Origin of the sequence: Pedobacter steynii (genome assembly GCF_900103665.1) — a bacterium.
GTDB classification, from domain to species: domain Bacteria; phylum Bacteroidota; class Bacteroidia; order Sphingobacteriales; family Sphingobacteriaceae; genus Pedobacter; species Pedobacter steynii.
In genome coordinates, this window is sequence record NZ_FNGY01000001.1 from 341335 (window position 1) to 358051 (window position 16717).

The 16717-nt window shown below is 42.8% G+C and carries 13 protein-coding genes; 10 read left to right on the forward strand and 3 right to left on the reverse strand.

Annotation, left to right across the window (positions count from 1 at the left end):
- The 6 genes from BLQ87_RS01350 (at nucleotide 1) to BLQ87_RS34150 (ending at nucleotide 3953) form a co-directional block, all read left to right on the forward strand.
- A complete protein-coding gene (locus BLQ87_RS01350; RefSeq protein ID WP_074604230.1) occupies nucleotides 1-1332 on the forward strand; it encodes a hypothetical protein in 1332 nt (443 codons plus the stop codon).
- Nucleotides 1333-1339: 7 nt separating this feature from the next.
- Nucleotides 1340-1906 (forward strand): TerD family protein, encoded by a 567-nt coding sequence (locus BLQ87_RS01355; RefSeq protein WP_074604231.1) that lies wholly within the window; start codon nucleotides 1340-1342, stop codon nucleotides 1904-1906.
- A 12-nt stretch (nucleotides 1907-1918) separates the two neighbouring features.
- Nucleotides 1919-2572, forward strand: coding sequence for a TerD family protein (locus tag BLQ87_RS01360; RefSeq protein WP_074604233.1), 654 nt, complete (start codon nucleotides 1919-1921; stop codon nucleotides 2570-2572).
- Nucleotides 2573-2584: 12 nt separating this feature from the next.
- A complete protein-coding gene (locus BLQ87_RS01365) occupies nucleotides 2585-3358 on the forward strand; it encodes an OmpA family protein (RefSeq protein ID WP_074604235.1) in 774 nt (257 codons plus the stop codon).
- A 17-nt stretch (nucleotides 3359-3375) separates the two neighbouring features.
- Nucleotides 3376-3588 (forward strand): hypothetical protein, encoded by a 213-nt coding sequence (locus tag BLQ87_RS01370; RefSeq protein WP_074604237.1) that lies wholly within the window; start codon nucleotides 3376-3378, stop codon nucleotides 3586-3588.
- A gap of 236 nt (nucleotides 3589-3824) precedes the next feature.
- On the forward strand, nucleotides 3825-3953 hold the full coding sequence (locus BLQ87_RS34150; RefSeq protein WP_262502355.1) for a hypothetical protein: 129 nt from the start codon (nucleotides 3825-3827) through the stop codon (nucleotides 3951-3953).
- Between the two features lie 37 nt (nucleotides 3954-3990).
- Here the strand turns inward: BLQ87_RS34150 and BLQ87_RS01375 are convergent, their stop codons facing one another.
- From BLQ87_RS01375 to BLQ87_RS01385, 3 genes are all read right to left on the reverse strand, one after another.
- Nucleotides 3991-4686: a DUF4142 domain-containing protein gene (locus tag BLQ87_RS01375; protein WP_074604239.1), complete on the reverse strand. Its 696-nt coding sequence runs from the start codon at nucleotides 4684-4686 to the stop codon at nucleotides 3991-3993.
- Between the two features lie 47 nt (nucleotides 4687-4733).
- Nucleotides 4734-5606 carry a hypothetical protein gene (locus tag BLQ87_RS01380; protein ID WP_074604242.1) on the reverse strand — a complete coding sequence of 291 codons (873 nt, stop codon included), beginning with the start codon at nucleotides 5604-5606 and terminating at the stop codon, nucleotides 4734-4736.
- 74 nt (nucleotides 5607-5680) lie between these two features.
- Entirely contained in the window at nucleotides 5681-7003 is a 1323-nt protein-coding gene (locus BLQ87_RS01385) for a glucosidase family protein (RefSeq protein ID WP_143010300.1), read from the reverse strand.
- A 223-nt stretch (nucleotides 7004-7226) separates the two neighbouring features.
- Between BLQ87_RS01385 and BLQ87_RS01390 the strand changes: the two genes are divergently transcribed.
- From BLQ87_RS01390 to BLQ87_RS01405, 4 genes are all read left to right on the forward strand, one after another.
- On the forward strand, nucleotides 7227-9554 hold the full coding sequence (locus tag BLQ87_RS01390; RefSeq protein WP_074604246.1) for a GH92 family glycosyl hydrolase: 2328 nt from the start codon (nucleotides 7227-7229) through the stop codon (nucleotides 9552-9554).
- 104 nt (nucleotides 9555-9658) lie between these two features.
- On the forward strand, nucleotides 9659-10966 hold the full coding sequence (locus tag BLQ87_RS01395) for a hypothetical protein (RefSeq protein ID WP_074604249.1): 1308 nt from the start codon (nucleotides 9659-9661) through the stop codon (nucleotides 10964-10966).
- Nucleotides 10967-10983: 17 nt separating this feature from the next.
- Nucleotides 10984-14130 (forward strand): GH92 family glycosyl hydrolase, encoded by a 3147-nt coding sequence (locus BLQ87_RS01400; RefSeq protein WP_172664789.1) that lies wholly within the window; start codon nucleotides 10984-10986, stop codon nucleotides 14128-14130.
- Between the two features lie 385 nt (nucleotides 14131-14515).
- Complete coding sequence (locus tag BLQ87_RS01405) at nucleotides 14516-16714, forward strand: alpha-galactosidase (RefSeq protein WP_074604250.1); 2199 nt, start codon at nucleotides 14516-14518, stop codon at nucleotides 16712-16714.
- The last annotated feature ends 3 nt before the right edge of the window (nucleotides 16715-16717 follow it).

Below are 16717 nucleotides of genomic sequence, written 5' to 3' on the forward strand. Positions count from 1 at the left end.
ATGAAATTCTGTGTATTAGCGAAAATCTCTAAGCGTTCCATCTCTTTCTGGTATCAATCAGACCGGAACGCTTATGCGCCATTGAGCATAACGGAATCAAACGAGGTTCCCTTATACTTTTATGTAAATGGCAACGATTTTATTTTTGGAACTGCAGCAAGGGATCGGTTCAACAGACATGATCCCAATGCTTATGGCAACTATTTTGAAATTATAAAGGACCCGGGGAAGCATTTCAGTATTTATGGCAATAAAAAGCCGGTTAAACAGCTGTTTTACTATGGTGTTGAACAATACTTGTCTCATTTTTTGAATACCGTTTTATATAAAACAGATTCTATTGAATCTTACAGGCAGCATTTTCCGCTTCGCTTTTTATTTGATACGGATATTGAAGACCAGGAGAAATCATTGATAGAACACCTGTTTAAAGAAGCCGGTTACTTTAACCTGGACCGCATTGATTTCAATAAAGCGTTGTTTGGCGTGTTGACTCAAAAAGCAGTTCTGCCCAAAGGGAAATCCGTTTTATGGTTAAGCAGTGTGGATGATGTGCTATATCTGAAACTCTATAAAGATGTCCTGGCGGAGGCGATCGGTTCTTTTAAGCTGGAAGGGCAGGGCGCCGATCCAAGAGTAAAGATTCTCGCAGATATGATTGTAGAATACATCATTGTTCAAAATTCTTATTTATCAATTGATAAAGATGCAGAGATCGCTGCCTTGCTTCCCTTTTGTGTCCGTGTGCTGGAAAATATAAGTCCGATTATAAAAGGTGATGCCGAACTAATCGATGGAAACAAATATTGGTTTAAGGTGAATGAGCGAAACCTCAACGACAGGCTTCAATATTATTCTAATGATGGAATGATCTATAGCGCGATAGATGATCTTTTGAAATCTGCAGGTTTAATTGCACAGGAAGTCATCATTCTATTGGGGACAGAGGAAATCAGTACTTCTTATTTCTCTGGCAAGTTGCTCAGGAAATACCCGTATGTGCTGGCGGTAAAAGCTGCAGATGCCGGAGATGCGATGAAAGCTGTTTTTGCAGAGATTGCCAGTTCAAACTATACAGTTAAATCAAAACCGCCGGTTGCAGCACCTGTGTTGGCAGCACCAGCAGTTACCCCACCTGTAGTTACCGCGTCGCCACCTGTATTGGCAAGACCAGCGCTTCCTACACCAAAGACACCGCCTCCATTGCCACCAAAAAGAGAGCAGCCCGTTTCACAACCGCAGGTAAACATCCCCAAATTACCGGAACCAAAACCTGCAATACCCACAAAAGTTAATGCGGTTAAACTTCCGCCACTTCCACCTAAAAAATAAACACAAAATGGCTATACAACTAGAAAAAAACAAATCAATATCGATCGCTAAAGAACAACCTGGGTTAAATCATATTATAGCTGGCTTAGGCTGGGATCCATCAACAGTGAACGGACATCCTGTAGATCTGGACCTCTCCTTATTTATGCTGGCTGAAAATGGTAAACTGGCCGCAGATGAGTATTTTATCTTTTACAATAACGCTTCGAGTCCTGATGGTTCTACTCATTATCCCGGCGATAACAGGGGAGGTGAAGGGGATGGAGATGATGAGGTGATTCATCTTGATTTATCTAAAATAGACCCGAAAATAGAGTTTCTATATTTTGCGGTCACCATCGATCAGGGAGAAGAAAGAGGCCATCATTTCGGTCATGTGCAGAACTCCTATATCAATATCAGGGATGCTTCAGACCATTCCATTCTGTGCCAGTATCAGCTAAAAGACCATTTTACAGACGAAGATTCTATCGTCATTGCAGCGATTTCCAGAAATGGAGGGGAATGGAACGTGGAGGCACTCGGGCAGGCTTTTTCCGGAGGGCTAAATACACTAGTTGAATTATACCAATAAAAAAATATAACTATGAGCAGTTTTAATTTAAGTAAGGGCGACAGGTTCTCCCTTTCCAAGGCAGCGCCCGGACTAACGATTGTGAAAATTGGCATGGGATGGGACCCTAATGATGAACCCGGCGGACCGGAATTTGATCTTGATGTATCTGCGTTTTCAATAGGCAATGACTTTAAAATCCCTTCTGATTCTTATTTTACTTTCTATGGTCAGATCCGGATGGGAAACAAAGTGGAAGACAAAATAGAGAAAGGTTTGTTCAGGCCGCTTACTGAGGATGGCGCGATTACCGGGGCCATTGATGATCCGGATGGATCGAGAAGTGATGGCGATGATGATGAAGATATGTTTATCGATTTAACAAAAGTGAGCCATAAGATTGAACAAATTATTATTTGCTGTACAATCTGTAAATATCCCCACGACAATAACAAAGACCGCAGAACACTGGACCTGAACTTCGGACAGGTAAATGATTGCTATATCCGTATTGTGGATGAAAGAAGTGGAGAGGAGGTACTAAGGTATGACATGAAAGACCAGTATACCAATGAAGATGCCGTAGAATTTGGACGGCTATTCCGTGTGGGCGAGACCTGGGAATTTGAAGCCATGGGCAGAGCGCATACTGGCAGCTTGCAGGCATTGGTAGATATGTACACCTAATCATTAGAAATTATGGCATTTGATTTAAATAAAAATAATGGCGCTGATCCGGAATCATCGGGTGAAAAATCAGCTTCCGCGAAGTTTGACCTTTCAAAAGGAGACCTAGTAGTAGGTGCAAGCCCGCCGGCAGAACCTTCAAAATCGAGAAATTTGATCATTGGATTGGCCGGACTGCTGATCATTGGAGGAGGGATCTGGTATTATAGCTCCGGCAGAAGCACGGCAACAAGAAACACAGCAACAACAGATACGGCGGCGAAGAGCGCATCAGCGGTGAACAGCGCATCAGCTGAAGTAACGGCCTCCGATACCACCCTTGCAGCTCCAACTGTTAGCCAGGTTGATAAAGAAAGCCCCGCTACTGTTGAAAATACACCTGCAACCGTTCAAAACACCGTTGCTGTTCCTGAGCAGCGGAGCTCCGGTAGCGATAACCCGGTAAAAACAAGATTAAACCATAAAATTCCCGCAACCTTTGCCCAGGGATCTTCCTTCATTAATCAGATAGATCAATTATTGATCAAACGTATTCTGGCTTATTTATCTAAAAATCCTGAGGCATCAATTCAGGTTAACGGATATGCGAGCAGCGACGGCATTTTGGAAATCAATCAAACGGTGTCTCAGGCAAGAGCAGATGCCTTTAAGAAATACCTGGTTTCAAAAAATGTTGATGAAAACAGGGTACTTGCATCAGGAAAAGGAATTGAAAATCCAATTGCATCAAATGATACCAATGCTGGCAGAAAAAAGAACAGAAGGGTGGAGATTATCCTCCCGTAAATTAAGAAATATCGCCTGTGGCTAAGAGAAGAACCAAGAAAATAACAACGAAAGGAAGGAGCCTTAAAGAAGTGCTGATTTTATTAGGAATCCTGTTTAGTGCAATGCTGTTTATTATAAAAGTGATTACCGGAGGGATAGGCTGGCTTGAAGTCTTTGCGCCTGTGCTGATTGCATTTTTTATTGTTTTCCTGCTGTCGGTATTAAAGGCGGCACTAAGAAAGGTATAATCACGTCCTGAGAATGGTTGACCATTTTAAGTGATACAAATTTTATAAAAAAGCTCAAGTATTTTCAAAGAATGTTTGAGCTTTTTTATTGTAGGTTTTGATCGCAATTTTTTCTGTTTGTGCATTTGTACTGGTGTAAGCATAACAAGGATCCTTTTTTGAAGTTTTTATAGATTTGCAGATAGCAACCGATTCAGCTATTTTAGAGGTATTATTGCGTATAAATCAGATAAAATATGTTTACTGTTGAACAGATTAAAGATGCGCATAGCAAGGTGAAATCGGGTGCAGATCTGGATGAAATGACCTGTATTTATTATGACATGGCAGGGAGTAATGTATTGGAAGAACGCATACCCCAATAAGCAGATATACCGGTCAATAATCAGGATAGGAATCCGCCTAATTTGATTTTACTTCTTTGGTCAGTTCTTGTGCAGCTTCCAGGTGTTTTTTCAAAACCGGTAATTGTTTTGCACTAAATGCCCTCAGGTCAGCATCTTTGGAGTTGCCAACAGCGGTACTAAGTGCTATCATATTCCGATTACTTTCTATCATCATCTTCACAAAAGCCAGATCTGTTTTAGGAGCACCTTTTAAAGAAGCCTGAGGGGCTAACGCTACGTTTTTCTGAGTGGAAAGTTTGTCTAATTCCTTTTTAATCTCCGTATGATCGTTGAAAATCATGAGCGCATATTCCTTAATTTTGTCGTTCGTTGTGATTTGACGGGTATTGTTACTCATGGTAATCTCCACCTGTTGTATCGCTGCAATGGTGCTGATCAGCTCTTTATCTGTCATGCTTTCCAGGTTTTGCAGTTTCGCTTTCGCTATTGCATTCGCTTTTTCAATCGCACTAAAGGCAATATTGGTCGCGTTTTCTTTAGAACCGGCTCCTGTGGTCTGACTAATTCCTTGCGACAGCCCATCACCGGTCGCATTAATTACAGAGCGACTCGGATTTTTAAGACCCGGTTTAATCGTAGTTATTTTTGTGCGTTTCTTTTTCTCCTCGCCGGATGAATTTCTGGAAGTGGAACAGGAATAGATCAGGCAGGATAACAGGGCCGAGGTGATCAGGATGCGAGGTGTGTTCATAGCGCCTTTTTTTATTCAAAGATAAGCTAAAAATGTGAGGTAATGCCTTACTTCATCTCTATGATTTCGCTGGCAATTTTACCATCCCAGATATATTTTACACGTTTTTTGCTTTCCTTATATTTTAGCTCTTTCTGGTCTGGATCTATGACCTCTCCATCGATGATGTCTTTGATAATTAAAGAGGGGTCAAGACGATGTTCGGCGGGGAACAGCAATTTCTCTTGGTGGTACAAAACGCCGGCGTCGCTGACATTACTCTTTCCCGGTAAGCGGATGAAATTCAGTCCCGTCCATCCAATATAGTGATGATCGGTAGGAACAGCGCAGGCCTCACCAAAGAAACCAATCCTGTAAATTGCTTGTAAACCTGCTAAGCCCATATTGTCCAGTATTTTTCCTTCGGTGAAAGTTTGTTCTCCTTTGGTAACCAGAATAGAGGTCCGGCCAATAGTCTGGAGCGAAGGGTCTAGAACCTTGATTTCACATAGGGAGAGGTGTTCCTCATCATTTGACCGGTTGAGGTATTTGTTGAATCCATACATCCATAATTTTCCTTCTTTATCATGATTTGTTCCAAGGGCGAGCAGCCCTAACCAAATAAATCCGGATCGTTGTTGTTTCCCGGCCATATAAGTTACTTTATGCCAGGGCGCATGAAAATCCTTGATCAAGGTGTTGTTATAGGCTTCACTTTTGATGATCACCCTGGTTCCGGTAGTCAATGAGTCCAGTATCATTCCCTTTAAACCAGGGTAATCCCGTATGTAGGCGATGTCAGCAAAGACACAGGTAGTATCATTTGTTTTTTTGTTCCAGAGGTTAAAATTTTCATCAACGGCATAAGCTGCGGGACGCTCCTGAGCCCGTACACTAACCGAAAGGATGATTAGCAATGCGGTAAACACTTGTTTAAACATAGCGCAAAGAAACAAAAAAAACAGTTGGGCGTCAATTTACAGGTTAAAACTATGTTGTATTATCGACGTGGAAATTATTGCTTGTCCGGATTTTTTTGTTGAGTTGCGGCCCAATCCCTGAATTGTGATACTGCTTTGCTTAATACTCCGGCAGATCCTTTAAATTTACCTGATCCGCTGGGTACATCCCCTTTTCCATACCACTCATAAAACCCTTTGTTTTTGACTACCCGGTCGAGCATAGGGCGAACCTCTTCATATGCTTCTTTTACAAAGCCATGTGCGATCAGCTGCTGGATCATTCTTCCACCAAACCAGGTCCAATCTCCGCCATTTTGATAGACATATGGTTTGGCCATACCTCCTCTGAAAAAACCTTCAGGATAGGTAGGGTATAAGGTCAGACCAATGCTTGGCATGCCGGAAATTTTTACGTTTTCTACCATTTGTTTATTCACAATTGCAATCTCTTCTTTGGAAAGTAATCCTGCTTCTATTGCAATTGCAGTGCCGCCATGATAATGGATGCTGTTTTCATCAAACCCATCTGGAACAGGTGATTTTTTTGGATAAATATGTGGAATAAACTTTTGTTTTTTTACATCCCAAAGGTATTTTCTTACCTTATCGTGGATGCTTTTTTGAAGTTTTGTCCATTCGGCTACTTTCTGTTTGTCCGGTACAATTTCTACCAGATATTGTAAGGCAATGATTAACATGGCATTGTCGTAAACATCGATTGCTTCATCAGAGAGCTTGTTCCAGTCGCAGCCAAAGTCGTCATTTGGCTGGACATCCCCCCAATCTGCAGTCATCGCCCCCCAGAGTAAGCCGTATTGTTGGTTGTAACGCTCGCGTAACAGATAGGCAATCATCTTTTCCATTCTGGAAAGCACGGTGATACCGGCAACTTTTTCGGTTAACAGCTGAACGTCTCCCGTCTTTTTTATATATTTTCCCACCAGTTGAATGAGTGATGTTTCCTGGTCAGTTTCAACAGTATTTTTAAAACCCACATGACCTGGGGCTGCATCTGAGTAATATGGCGTATCATCATTCCATGTGAAATCTTTTTTTAATACATAACCGTCCACCATCTCATCATTTTTTTGCTGGAGCGCAAAAAAGAGCAGGATCGCTCCGCGAACCTCTTCTTTCGGACGTACGTTTAAAGAAGTCTCAATAAGCGTATTGAAATCACGTGCCCATACCTGAGAATAGCCACTGCCGGCATTGAAACCATCTTTGATCACGTCCTTTGCCAGATTGTCGACGATGGTCAGCGTAGTATCTGCAAGGATTTGATCGGCCAGTTCCTGATGCTGACTTTTTTTCTTCGTAGCACATCCGGTAGCGAGACATGCACAGGATAGCATGTAAATGATATATTTCTTCATAAGAGGATTCTTCATTATGTGTATACATACAAGTATAGTGAATTTTATATATACACTTGTAAATTAATTATAAGGTCCTGTAGATATTGCTTTTTTAGCTTTAATTGATTGCTAAATAAGGTATTTTAAAATAATTTGCCTGGAAATGTTATATGTGTGTACATTTGGTTTATTGGAACGTTTATATTTGTCTTTCACCTGAGCAAAACCTAAATTTTAAACCATGATCAAAAGAACTGTTCTCCTATTATTAATTGGTATCCAGGGGATACTGCTTTATGCGCAAAAAGAGAAGGGGCCGATTCAGTTTGTGAGACCCAATATCGGGTCTGCGCATAGCCGATACTTTTTCTATACTCCTGCTGCTGTTCCTTTTGGCATGGCCAAATTAGCGCCGAGCACAAATGGGAGCGATGGAAATGCGTCGGGATGGGAAGCGGTAGGCTATGATGACCGTCACCGCTCAATTGAAGGTTTTGCAAATTTTCATGAGTTTCAGATTGGTGGGATCGTATTTGCGCCAACAGTAGGTCCGCTGAGAACCATTCCCGGCAAAGAAGGATTGAAAAACTCAGGATACCGGTCTTCATTTGATAAGTCTGACGAATATGCTACCGCCGGATATTATCGCGTCTTATTAAAAGATTATAAAATTAAAGCTGAACTTACTGCTACTGAAAGGGTCGGCTTTCATCAATATACTTTTCCGGAAACAGACTCCGCCAATGTTATTTTTGACATTGGCCATAAGATGGGAGAGAGTGGACCCGTGTTAGATGCCGAAGTAACTTATGATGACCGTCATATCTGGGGATATGTAGTCACTAAGCCGGTCTATGTTCAGAAATATCAGGAGGCAGCGAATGTGACGATGTATTTTTATGCTGCGCTTGATCAGCATCCTGTTGCTTACGGCGCATTTAGAGATGCGGCAAAGTACGAAGGGGTTAAGCATATGAAAGGGAAGGGTGCAGGAATATACCTGCGGTTTAAGACCAGGAATGGCGCGAAAATCGGAATTAAAACAGGCCTTTCTTATACTTCTGTCGACAATGCAAAACTCAATTTGATGAAGGAAGCATCCGCTTTAACTTTTACAAAGGCTAAAGCTGATGCCATCCAAAAGTGGAACAGCTCATTGGGCAGAATTGAAGTAAAAGGTGGATTGGAGGTAGACCGTATTAAGTTTTATACCGGACTTTTTCACGCATTGTTAGGAAGAGGACTGGCCGATGACGTGAATGGTGCATACCCTAAGAATGACGGGACTGTCGGGCAGATTCCGCTTTTGAAAGATGGCAGGCCTTTACATCACCATTATAATACAGATGCGATTTGGGGCGCTTTCTGGAACCTGACGCAGTTGTGGGCGATCGCATACCCGGAATATTATAACGATTGGGTCCAAAGCCAGTTATTGGTTTATAAAGATGCCGGCTGGCTTGGTGACGGCATTGCAAACAGTAAATATGTGTCTGGTGTTGGAACGAATTTTACTGGACTGGCCATTGCTGCGGCTTATAATGTAGGGATCCGGAACTATGATGTTTCTTTGGCCTATGAGGCCGTCCGAAAAAATGAATTGGAAGGACAAGGCCGCATTCCGGGAGCCGGAAAGCTGGATGTGGGTGTCTTTGTGAAAAAGGGCTATTCGCCCTATGTGAAAGATTTGACAGGCAAGCCGGAATTAAATACAGAGGGCTCGCCTTTTGGGGCTTCTCATACTTTAGAGTATGCTTTTTCTGCTTTTGCAGCGGCACAATTTGCAAAAGGACTTCATAAATCAGCAGATTATAAACAACTGAGCAAACTTTCAGAGGGCTGGAAGTTGCTGTATGATCCGGCTACAAAATTTATCAGACCGAAGGATAGCATGGGGGTATTTCTGGATAAATTCAATCCTTTGGAGTCCTGGAGAGGTTTTCAGGAGGGGAATGCCTGGCAATATACATTTTACGTTCCTCATGCTCCCGAGCAGTTGGTTGATTTGCTGGGCAAAGAGACCTTCAGTAAGCGACTGGACAGCATTTTCACCATTTCACAGAAAAATTTATTTGGAGGAGGGAAACATATTGATGCCTTTGCCGGAATTGAAGGTTTATACAATCATGGTAATCAGCCCAATCTGCATGTTTCCTGGTTATTCCATTATGCAGGCCGGCCAGATCTAAGTCAGAAATGGGTTAGGGCAATTTGCAATGAGTTTTATGGTACTGATGGAATCCATGGCTATGGTTATGGCCAGGATGAGGATCAGGGACAGTTGGGAGCGTGGTATGTATTATCCGCTATGGGCCTTTTTGATGTAAAAGGGCTAACAGGGGAGCAACCTTCTTTTCTGATAGGAGCACCATTGTTTGAAACTGTTAAAGTGAAATTACCAGGGCGAAAAAGCAGCTTTTTAATTGAAGCCGGTCCGCAGCAGCCAGATCACTACTATATACAAAGTGGAACGTTCAATGGCCGGCCTTTGAAGGACCTGACCCTTAAATTTGATGAACTGAATAAAGGGGGAGTGCTAAAACTGGCGCTTAGTGCGCTGCCTAAATAGTTGCCAGGATAATTTATTCCCACCCGCTTTATGCAGCATATAGAAACCGGACTGAAATGCCTGGGTTTACCTGATAATATTAAATGATTAAAAACGATTGACATATGAAATTAACTGCTATTTACGGCTTTATTGCTGTGTTTTTTCTTTCTTTTTCTGCCGGAGCTCAAAAACAAGACCGGAAGATACTGGCGAAGCGCATCCTCGCAGATGCCCGTTTAGACAGCGTCCAAAAGAAGGCTTTGAAATTATTGGACGGCTTCTCGGCCGGAACCTCTTACAATGAAATATGGATCAGAGATTTTAATACTTTTATTAAAGGCTCTCTAAAAGTGAGGCCGAAAGAAGAGGTTAAAACCAAATTGTTGATGTTTTTTAAAATACAGGGCAATGACGGCAATATCGTAGATGGTGTGGTGGAAAGTTCTAAAGCACAGGTAGGCTACGATTATCGTTATGCTGATCTGTTGCCTGGATGGGCCGCGCATAAGAATACGGTGGAAACCGATCAGGAATCATCGCTTGTGCAGGCGGTAAAAAAATATATTGATGTGACCGGCGACAAGACCATTCTGACAGAAGTTATAGGCGGAAAGTCTGTGCTGCAAAGAATGGAAGATGCTTTCGTCTATATCAGGAAAGAAAGATGGTCGGAAAAATACGGATTGGTTACCGGAGCAACTACTGTCGACTGGGGTGATGTACAACCGGAAACCGGCTGGGGAGTCTCGATCAATGATAAAACTAAAATGGCCATTGATATCTACGATAACGCCATGTATGTGATGGCGATCAATGATTTTCTGGCCATGAAACCTCAGGGATACAAAACCATTGAGAATTGGCAGGGTATCGCCGATCAGGTGAAAAAGAATGTCCGCAAACATTTGTGGATGAAGGATGTCCAAAAATACAAACCCCATCTATATTTAAACGGAAGTCCTTTTTCAAAGAATTTTGACGAAGATAAAATTTTATACGGTGGAGGTTCTATCTGTGCAATCCTGGCTGGTTTTAATACGAGTGCAGAGGTCGCAGCCATCAATAAGCAACTCGTAGCTGCTGCAAAAAAAGAGAAACATGCAACGATTGGTATGACTGTTTACCCGCCTTACCCTGTGGAGGAGTTTCCTAATATGAAGGCTTATTTATACCAGAACGCCGGCGACTGGACCTGGTTTGGTGGAAGAATGATGGGGGCTTTAGTAAATTTCGGTATGGTCAATGACGCTTATGAGGAATTTATCCCAATGGTAGACCGGACGCTTGCCAACAAGGGCTTTTTTGAGTGGTATGATGTACAAACCGGTGCAGCTAAGGGATCCGGTGATTTCAGAGGTGAGGCAGGGGTAATGTATGATGCAATTGCCTTGTTAAAAAACTGGGCGGAGACCGAAAGTAAACACAAATAATATTAAGACCTGTATATATGATAAGGAAAAGCGTACTACTGGTATTTGTTTGTTGTTGGATAACCAGTTTGGTTTGTGCACAGCAAAAGAACATATGGGAAATCGGAAAGGCTGATCACAATAGTGCTGGTATGGCACTCTCACCCTCAGGTTACCATGATTTTTTAGCAGCGGATTTCGGATGGGAAGATCGTTTTTTCCTGATCGGTTATTCAGATGCTGCGAAGGACTGGCCTTATGCAATGCCAGGGCCTGTTGATGGATGGGGTGGGACGGGAAATACCTCCGGTACCCGGTCGCAGGTTTTAAATATTTTGTTTGAATTGGCGTCGGTGTCAGGAAAGCCTAATGGTACCCTGGTTATCGATTTGTTAGATTATCAGGGCAGTTTGCCACCACTCGTTAAGGTTTTGGTAAACGGAAAAGCCAGGACCATCCAGTTGCCGGTAAGAAGTTATACTGATGCTGCTTTGAAAGGAAACTTCGCTGCCGCGAAAGGATATAAGTTAACCATTCCTGTGGAGAACCTAAAGACTGGCGGAAACGAAATTCAATTGTCCTCCTTGTCGGGATCCTGGCTCGTCTTTGATCAGGTGAGGTTGGAAGGTGATCAAAGTCTTCAGGTTGTAAAACCAGCTGAAATTTATATTCGTCAGATAAAAGCGGCCAGCTATACGGTAAAGAAAGAAGGGAAGTATTTTCAGCCTTTGCTACTCGATGTGGAACATTTGCGGGGGAAACCAGTGGTTACCGTGAAACTTGATGGCAGACTGATCTTTTCTGAAAAAATGGATACCTCCAGACATGAGTTTGAGGTTCCCATGCCGGCTGTTGCTAAAGCCACCAATAGCGGATATGAAATCTTTGTGAATGGACATGCTGTCCGGAAAGGAAAAGTAAAGCGTGCGCCCTGGAAGGCCTCAACTCCTGCCGACTATGTAGACACTAAACTAGGCTCCGCGCATTCCAGATGGATGATTGCTCCCGGACCATGGATGCCTTTTGGGATGGTGAAATTAAGTCCTGATAATCAGAATTCCGGCTGGTCGGCGGGTTATGATCCTATTTTCGAAAGCATAGGCACATTCAGCCATATTCATGAATGGACGATGGCAGGTTTAGGGATGATGCCCACTGCCGGTCCATTGGAGATCAGGATGGGAGATCAAAATAATAACAATGGCGGATATAGGTCCGGAATTGATAAAGAGACGGAAGAAACCCCTCTTGGACTTTATAAAGTGATGCTTAAGGATTATCAGATTAAAGCGGAACTGACTTCAACCACCCGGGCTGGTTTCCAGCGTTATACCTATCCTAAGCGGGAAGATTCGAGGGTGATGATTGATTTAATGATCCCTGCGGAATATGGTTATAAACTGAAAGAAGTAAGTCTTAAAAAAGTAAGCGATTACCGTATCGAAGGATCAAGCAAACAGTTTACAAAAGATGCCTGGTCTGGCGGAATAAACCAGGATTATACGGTTCATTTTGTGATTGAGTTTGATCGTCCGATTAAAAAATATGGAACCTGGATGAACGGGAATGTCCTGGAAAGGGATATCGCCGGAGAGAAGGATTTAAAAGATGCAGGTGCTTTTGTAGAATTTGATACGAGGGAAAACCAGGTTGTACAGGCCAGAACGGGTATTTCTTTGGTTAGTGTTGAAAATGCAGCGAAGAATCTATCGGAAGAAATTACGAAGCCTTTTGGATGGAGTTTTACGAAAGTTGTGGAGGCGCAGAAGAAAACCTGGAACAACTGGTTTGGCCGGTTGGAAATCAGCAGTAATGACCGGAGGGAAAAGATGCGCTTTTATAGCAATATGTTCAGGGCGCTGGCAAGCCGCAATACATGGAGTGATGTGGATGGAAAATGGGTAGACGCGTCAAAGAAGGTTCAGCAGTTAAAAGATCCGGAAGCGGTAGCCCTGGGTTGTGATGCCTTTTGGAATACGTTCTGGAACTTAAATCAGTTCTGGAATCTGGCCACACCAGAATGGTCTTCCAAATGGGTAAAGTCGCAATTGGCGATGTATGATGCTGATGGTTGGCTTTCTAAAGGGCCCGCCGGAATGAACTATGTTCCGGTGATGGTAGCCGAGCATGAAATCCCCCTGATTGTAGGGGCTTATCAAATGGGAATCCGTGATTATGATGCACAAAAAGCTTTTGAAGCGGTACATAAAATGCAGACTACCCCTGCTCAAAAGGCAGGAACCGCTGGTTTTGCAGGCAACGAAGATTTGGAACCTTATTTGAAATATAAGTATGTGCCTTACGACAAAGGTCGTTTTTCCAATACGCTTGAATATGCTTATGACGACTGGACGGTTGGACAGTTTGCGAAGTCATTGGGAAAAAACAAAGAATATAAGGAATTCAGCACGCGCTCCGGTTACTGGAAAAATGTACTCGATTCGGCATCTGGTTATGCACGTATGAAGAAATCTGATGGCAGCTGGCTCCCGGATTTTGATCCGTTTAAATCTGGCGCGAATGAACACTATGTAGAAGGTAATGCCTGGCAGTTAACTTACTTTGTTCCCCAGGATATTCCCGGATTGATCAATAGCATAGGGAAAGTTCGTTTTACGGACCGGTTGTCATGGGGATTTGGGGAAAGCAATAAGCTTCGGTTTAACGCACCTGGAGATCAGTACTGGGATTACCCTGTCATTCAGGGCAACCAGCAATCTATGCATTTCGCCTTCTTGTTTAACTGGGCTCAAAAGCCATGGCTAACCCAAAAATGGAGCCGTTCTATTCTCGATCGTTTTTATGGTTATGGTACGGCAAATGCTTATCTGGGTGATGAAGATCAGGGCCAGATGAGTGCCTGGTTTATCATGAATGCGATTGGCCTCTTTCAAACAGATGGGGGGGCAAGTACAAATCCTATCTATGAAATCGGAAGCCCGATCTTTCCGAAGCTGACCATTCACTTAAATGAATTGTATGGCAGAGGAAAGAGCTTTACCATTGAAGCGCCCAATGTATCAAGGTCTAATAAATACGTGCAGTCTGCCACGTTAAATGGTAAACCTTTAAATTCTTTCTGGTTTCCTGCGTCCGAATTGTTAAAAGGGGGTACACTTAGATTGGAAATGGGAGAACTGCCTAATGAAAATTGGGGGATTAAGAATCCGCCTGTTGCACAATAGAATTAAATGAATCCATTCGATACCTATCGAATGGATTTCTTTAATTTATCAATTCCCTTCCTGTGCCTCTAGCACAGCATATACCCTGATAGATTTCTGTCTTCAGCAAAAAAAGCATCGATATTGAGCAATTTAGTACAACTTTACCATTCCTAAAATATCTAGGTTTAGCACATTCTAAGTTACAGATCCAGTGTGGTTTTGGCCGCCATCTAATGCGATTAGCCTGGACTGCAGCAAATTGTTGAACTTAGGTGATCATACTAATGATGAAATGCATCGCTGGCCGGATAGGAACGCCATGGCCCCGACTGATGTCTTTTAAAATAGTAATTCGTCTGTTTTTTTCGGGATAAACACAAACACACAAATAAGAATAAATCAAATGAAACTTAAAAATTTACAAATTCTATTGTTAATTCCTTTAATACTAGCTGGCCTGTCGAAGGTATATGCCCAGACAACTCCCCCACAGGATTGGCTGATCAAACCGATTGCTGCGAAAGCTCAGGTCCTGAAAAGTGCTGACGGTAAGGAGATCGTTTTACAAAATGGCCTGCTGAAACGGGTATTCCGGATTTCAGCTAATCTGGCCTGTATAGATTATACCAATTTAAGTACCGGACAGCAGTTGTTGCGTTCCGTAAGAGAAGAAGCGCGGTTGGTCATTAACGGAAAATCCTATAATGTTGGAGGACTTTATGGGCAAAAAGAAAAGGCTTATCTGCAACCGGAATGGGTTGATGAATTTAAGGCCGGGCCCGCTGATTTTAAATATGTTTCTTATGAGGTTAAGCCCATTACACCCCGTATAAAATGGAACGATAGCAGATATTGGTCTTTACGCGCACAGCCGGCAAGTGGTAAAACCGTTTCTTTTCTATACAAACCTGCAGTGGCTGAACTTGAAGGGCTTGAGCTGACGGTGGTGTATGAACTCTATGACGGAATTCCTTTAATTGTGAAATCATTAAGTGTGGTCAACAAGGGAAGCCAGTCGTTCAAAATTGACCGGGTGGTGAACGAAGTTTTAGGCATGGTGGAAGAAGAGAGTTCTGTAGAAGGAAGTTTTGAAATCATGAAAAAACCAAGTGGAATATACTTCGAAACCAATTATGCCTACAACAACTCCATGAACTACGCCAATAGTGATCAGACCACACATTGGAAGGCGGATTCAACCTATACCTCACAGGTACATTACCGACATCAAACTCCGGTGCTCCTGGAAATTTATCCGGAAAAGGCCGGGGGAATTGAACTAAAGAGAGGAGAAATATTCAACTCTGTACGTACGCATGAGCTGCTGATGAACAAAGACGATAGGGAAAGCCGTGGTTTAGCCATTAGAAAGATGTACCGTACGATCGCACCATGGACTTCAGCTAATCCGATCTTTATGCACCTGGTGGCCAGAAATGAGGGGCAGGTGATTACCGCAATAGATCAATGTGCGGCAACAGGCTATGAGGCACTGATCATTAGTTTTGGCAGTGCGCTGAATATGGAGGATACCTCGCAGACAAACATTGGTAAATGGAAGAAACTGGCTGATTATGCACACAGCAAAAACATAAAGATCGGCGGATATTCCTTATTTAGTTCCCGGAGTATCAGTGCTGCTGATGATGTGGTTGACCCGAAAACAGGTAAGCCTGGAGGTGCTTTTTTTGGTAATGCTCCTTGTTTTGGTAGTAAATGGGGACTTTGGTACAGAGATACCATCAAGGACTTTTACACGAAAACTGGTTTTGATATTTGGGAAAATGACGGGCCGTATCCCGGCGATGTCTGTGCATCAACAACACATCCGGGCCATAAAGGTCTGGAAGATTCGCAATGGAAGCAAATGGAGATTCAAAAAGAATTGTATACCTGGCTCAACGAAAAAGGAGTTTACATTAACGCGCCTGACTGGTATTTCCTGGATGGCACGAATAAAATTGCTTTAGGCTATAGAGAGGTGAATTTTTCTTTGCCGAGAGCGAATCAGAAAATCCTGAACCGCCAGAATATTTATGATGCAACCTGGGCGAAGACCCCTTCAATGGGCTGGGGCTTTGTACCGCTTACACAATACCAGGGGGGTGGCAGTGCTGCGACTTTAGAGCCTTTATCTGAGCATTTAAAAGATTATGAGCAGTTAATGATGCAGTACTATGGCGCAGGGGTACAAGCCTGTTACCGTGGGCCAAGATTGTATGATACGGAAGAGACCAAACAGACGGTAATAAATGTCATCAGCTGGTACAAGAAGTATAGAAATATATTGAACTCAGACCTGATCCATTTGCGTAGGGCAGATGCCCGTGACTGGGATGGGATCTTACATGTTAACCCTGCTCAAAAAGAAAAAGGTTTGATGATGTTGTATAATCCGACAAAGGAGAAAATTGTCAGAACGATTAAAGTGCCATTGTATTATACCGGATTAACAGACATTGCGCGGGTTAGAGAAAAAGAGGGCAGTATGAAAAACTATAAACTAAACAGAGATTATACCATTGACCTGACTTTCAGTATCGATGCAGAAAGCTATACCTGGTTTGTCATTGAAGGTCCGGCTCATCAGAAGGCCTTATAATCT

What these genes read in the sequence shown, in the direction of transcription:
- BLQ87_RS01350 (WP_074604230.1), top strand. Translation starts at nt 1, where the DNA reads ATGAAATTCTGTGTATTAGCGAAAATCTCTAAGCGTTCCATCTCTTTC.
- BLQ87_RS01355 (WP_074604231.1), top strand. Translation starts at nt 1,340, where the DNA reads ATGGCTATACAACTAGAAAAAAACAAATCAATATCGATCGCTAAAGAA.
- BLQ87_RS01360 (WP_074604233.1), top strand. Translation starts at nt 1,919, where the DNA reads ATGAGCAGTTTTAATTTAAGTAAGGGCGACAGGTTCTCCCTTTCCAAG.
- BLQ87_RS01365 (WP_074604235.1), top strand. Translation starts at nt 2,585, where the DNA reads ATGGCATTTGATTTAAATAAAAATAATGGCGCTGATCCGGAATCATCG.
- BLQ87_RS34150 (WP_262502355.1), top strand. Translation starts at nt 3,825, where the DNA reads ATGTTTACTGTTGAACAGATTAAAGATGCGCATAGCAAGGTGAAATCG.
- BLQ87_RS01375 (WP_074604239.1), bottom strand. Translation starts at nt 4,686, where the DNA reads ATGAACACACCTCGCATCCTGATCACCTCGGCCCTGTTATCCTGCCTG.
- BLQ87_RS01380 (WP_074604242.1), bottom strand. Translation starts at nt 5,606, where the DNA reads ATGTTTAAACAAGTGTTTACCGCATTGCTAATCATCCTTTCGGTTAGT.
- BLQ87_RS01385 (WP_143010300.1), bottom strand. Translation starts at nt 7,003, where the DNA reads ATGAAGAAATATATCATTTACATGCTATCCTGTGCATGTCTCGCTACC.
- BLQ87_RS01390 (WP_074604246.1), top strand. Translation starts at nt 7,227, where the DNA reads ATGATCAAAAGAACTGTTCTCCTATTATTAATTGGTATCCAGGGGATA.
- BLQ87_RS01395 (WP_074604249.1), top strand. Translation starts at nt 9,659, where the DNA reads ATGAAATTAACTGCTATTTACGGCTTTATTGCTGTGTTTTTTCTTTCT.
- BLQ87_RS01400 (WP_172664789.1), top strand. Translation starts at nt 10,984, where the DNA reads ATGATAAGGAAAAGCGTACTACTGGTATTTGTTTGTTGTTGGATAACC.
- BLQ87_RS01405 (WP_074604250.1), top strand. Translation starts at nt 14,516, where the DNA reads ATGAAACTTAAAAATTTACAAATTCTATTGTTAATTCCTTTAATACTA.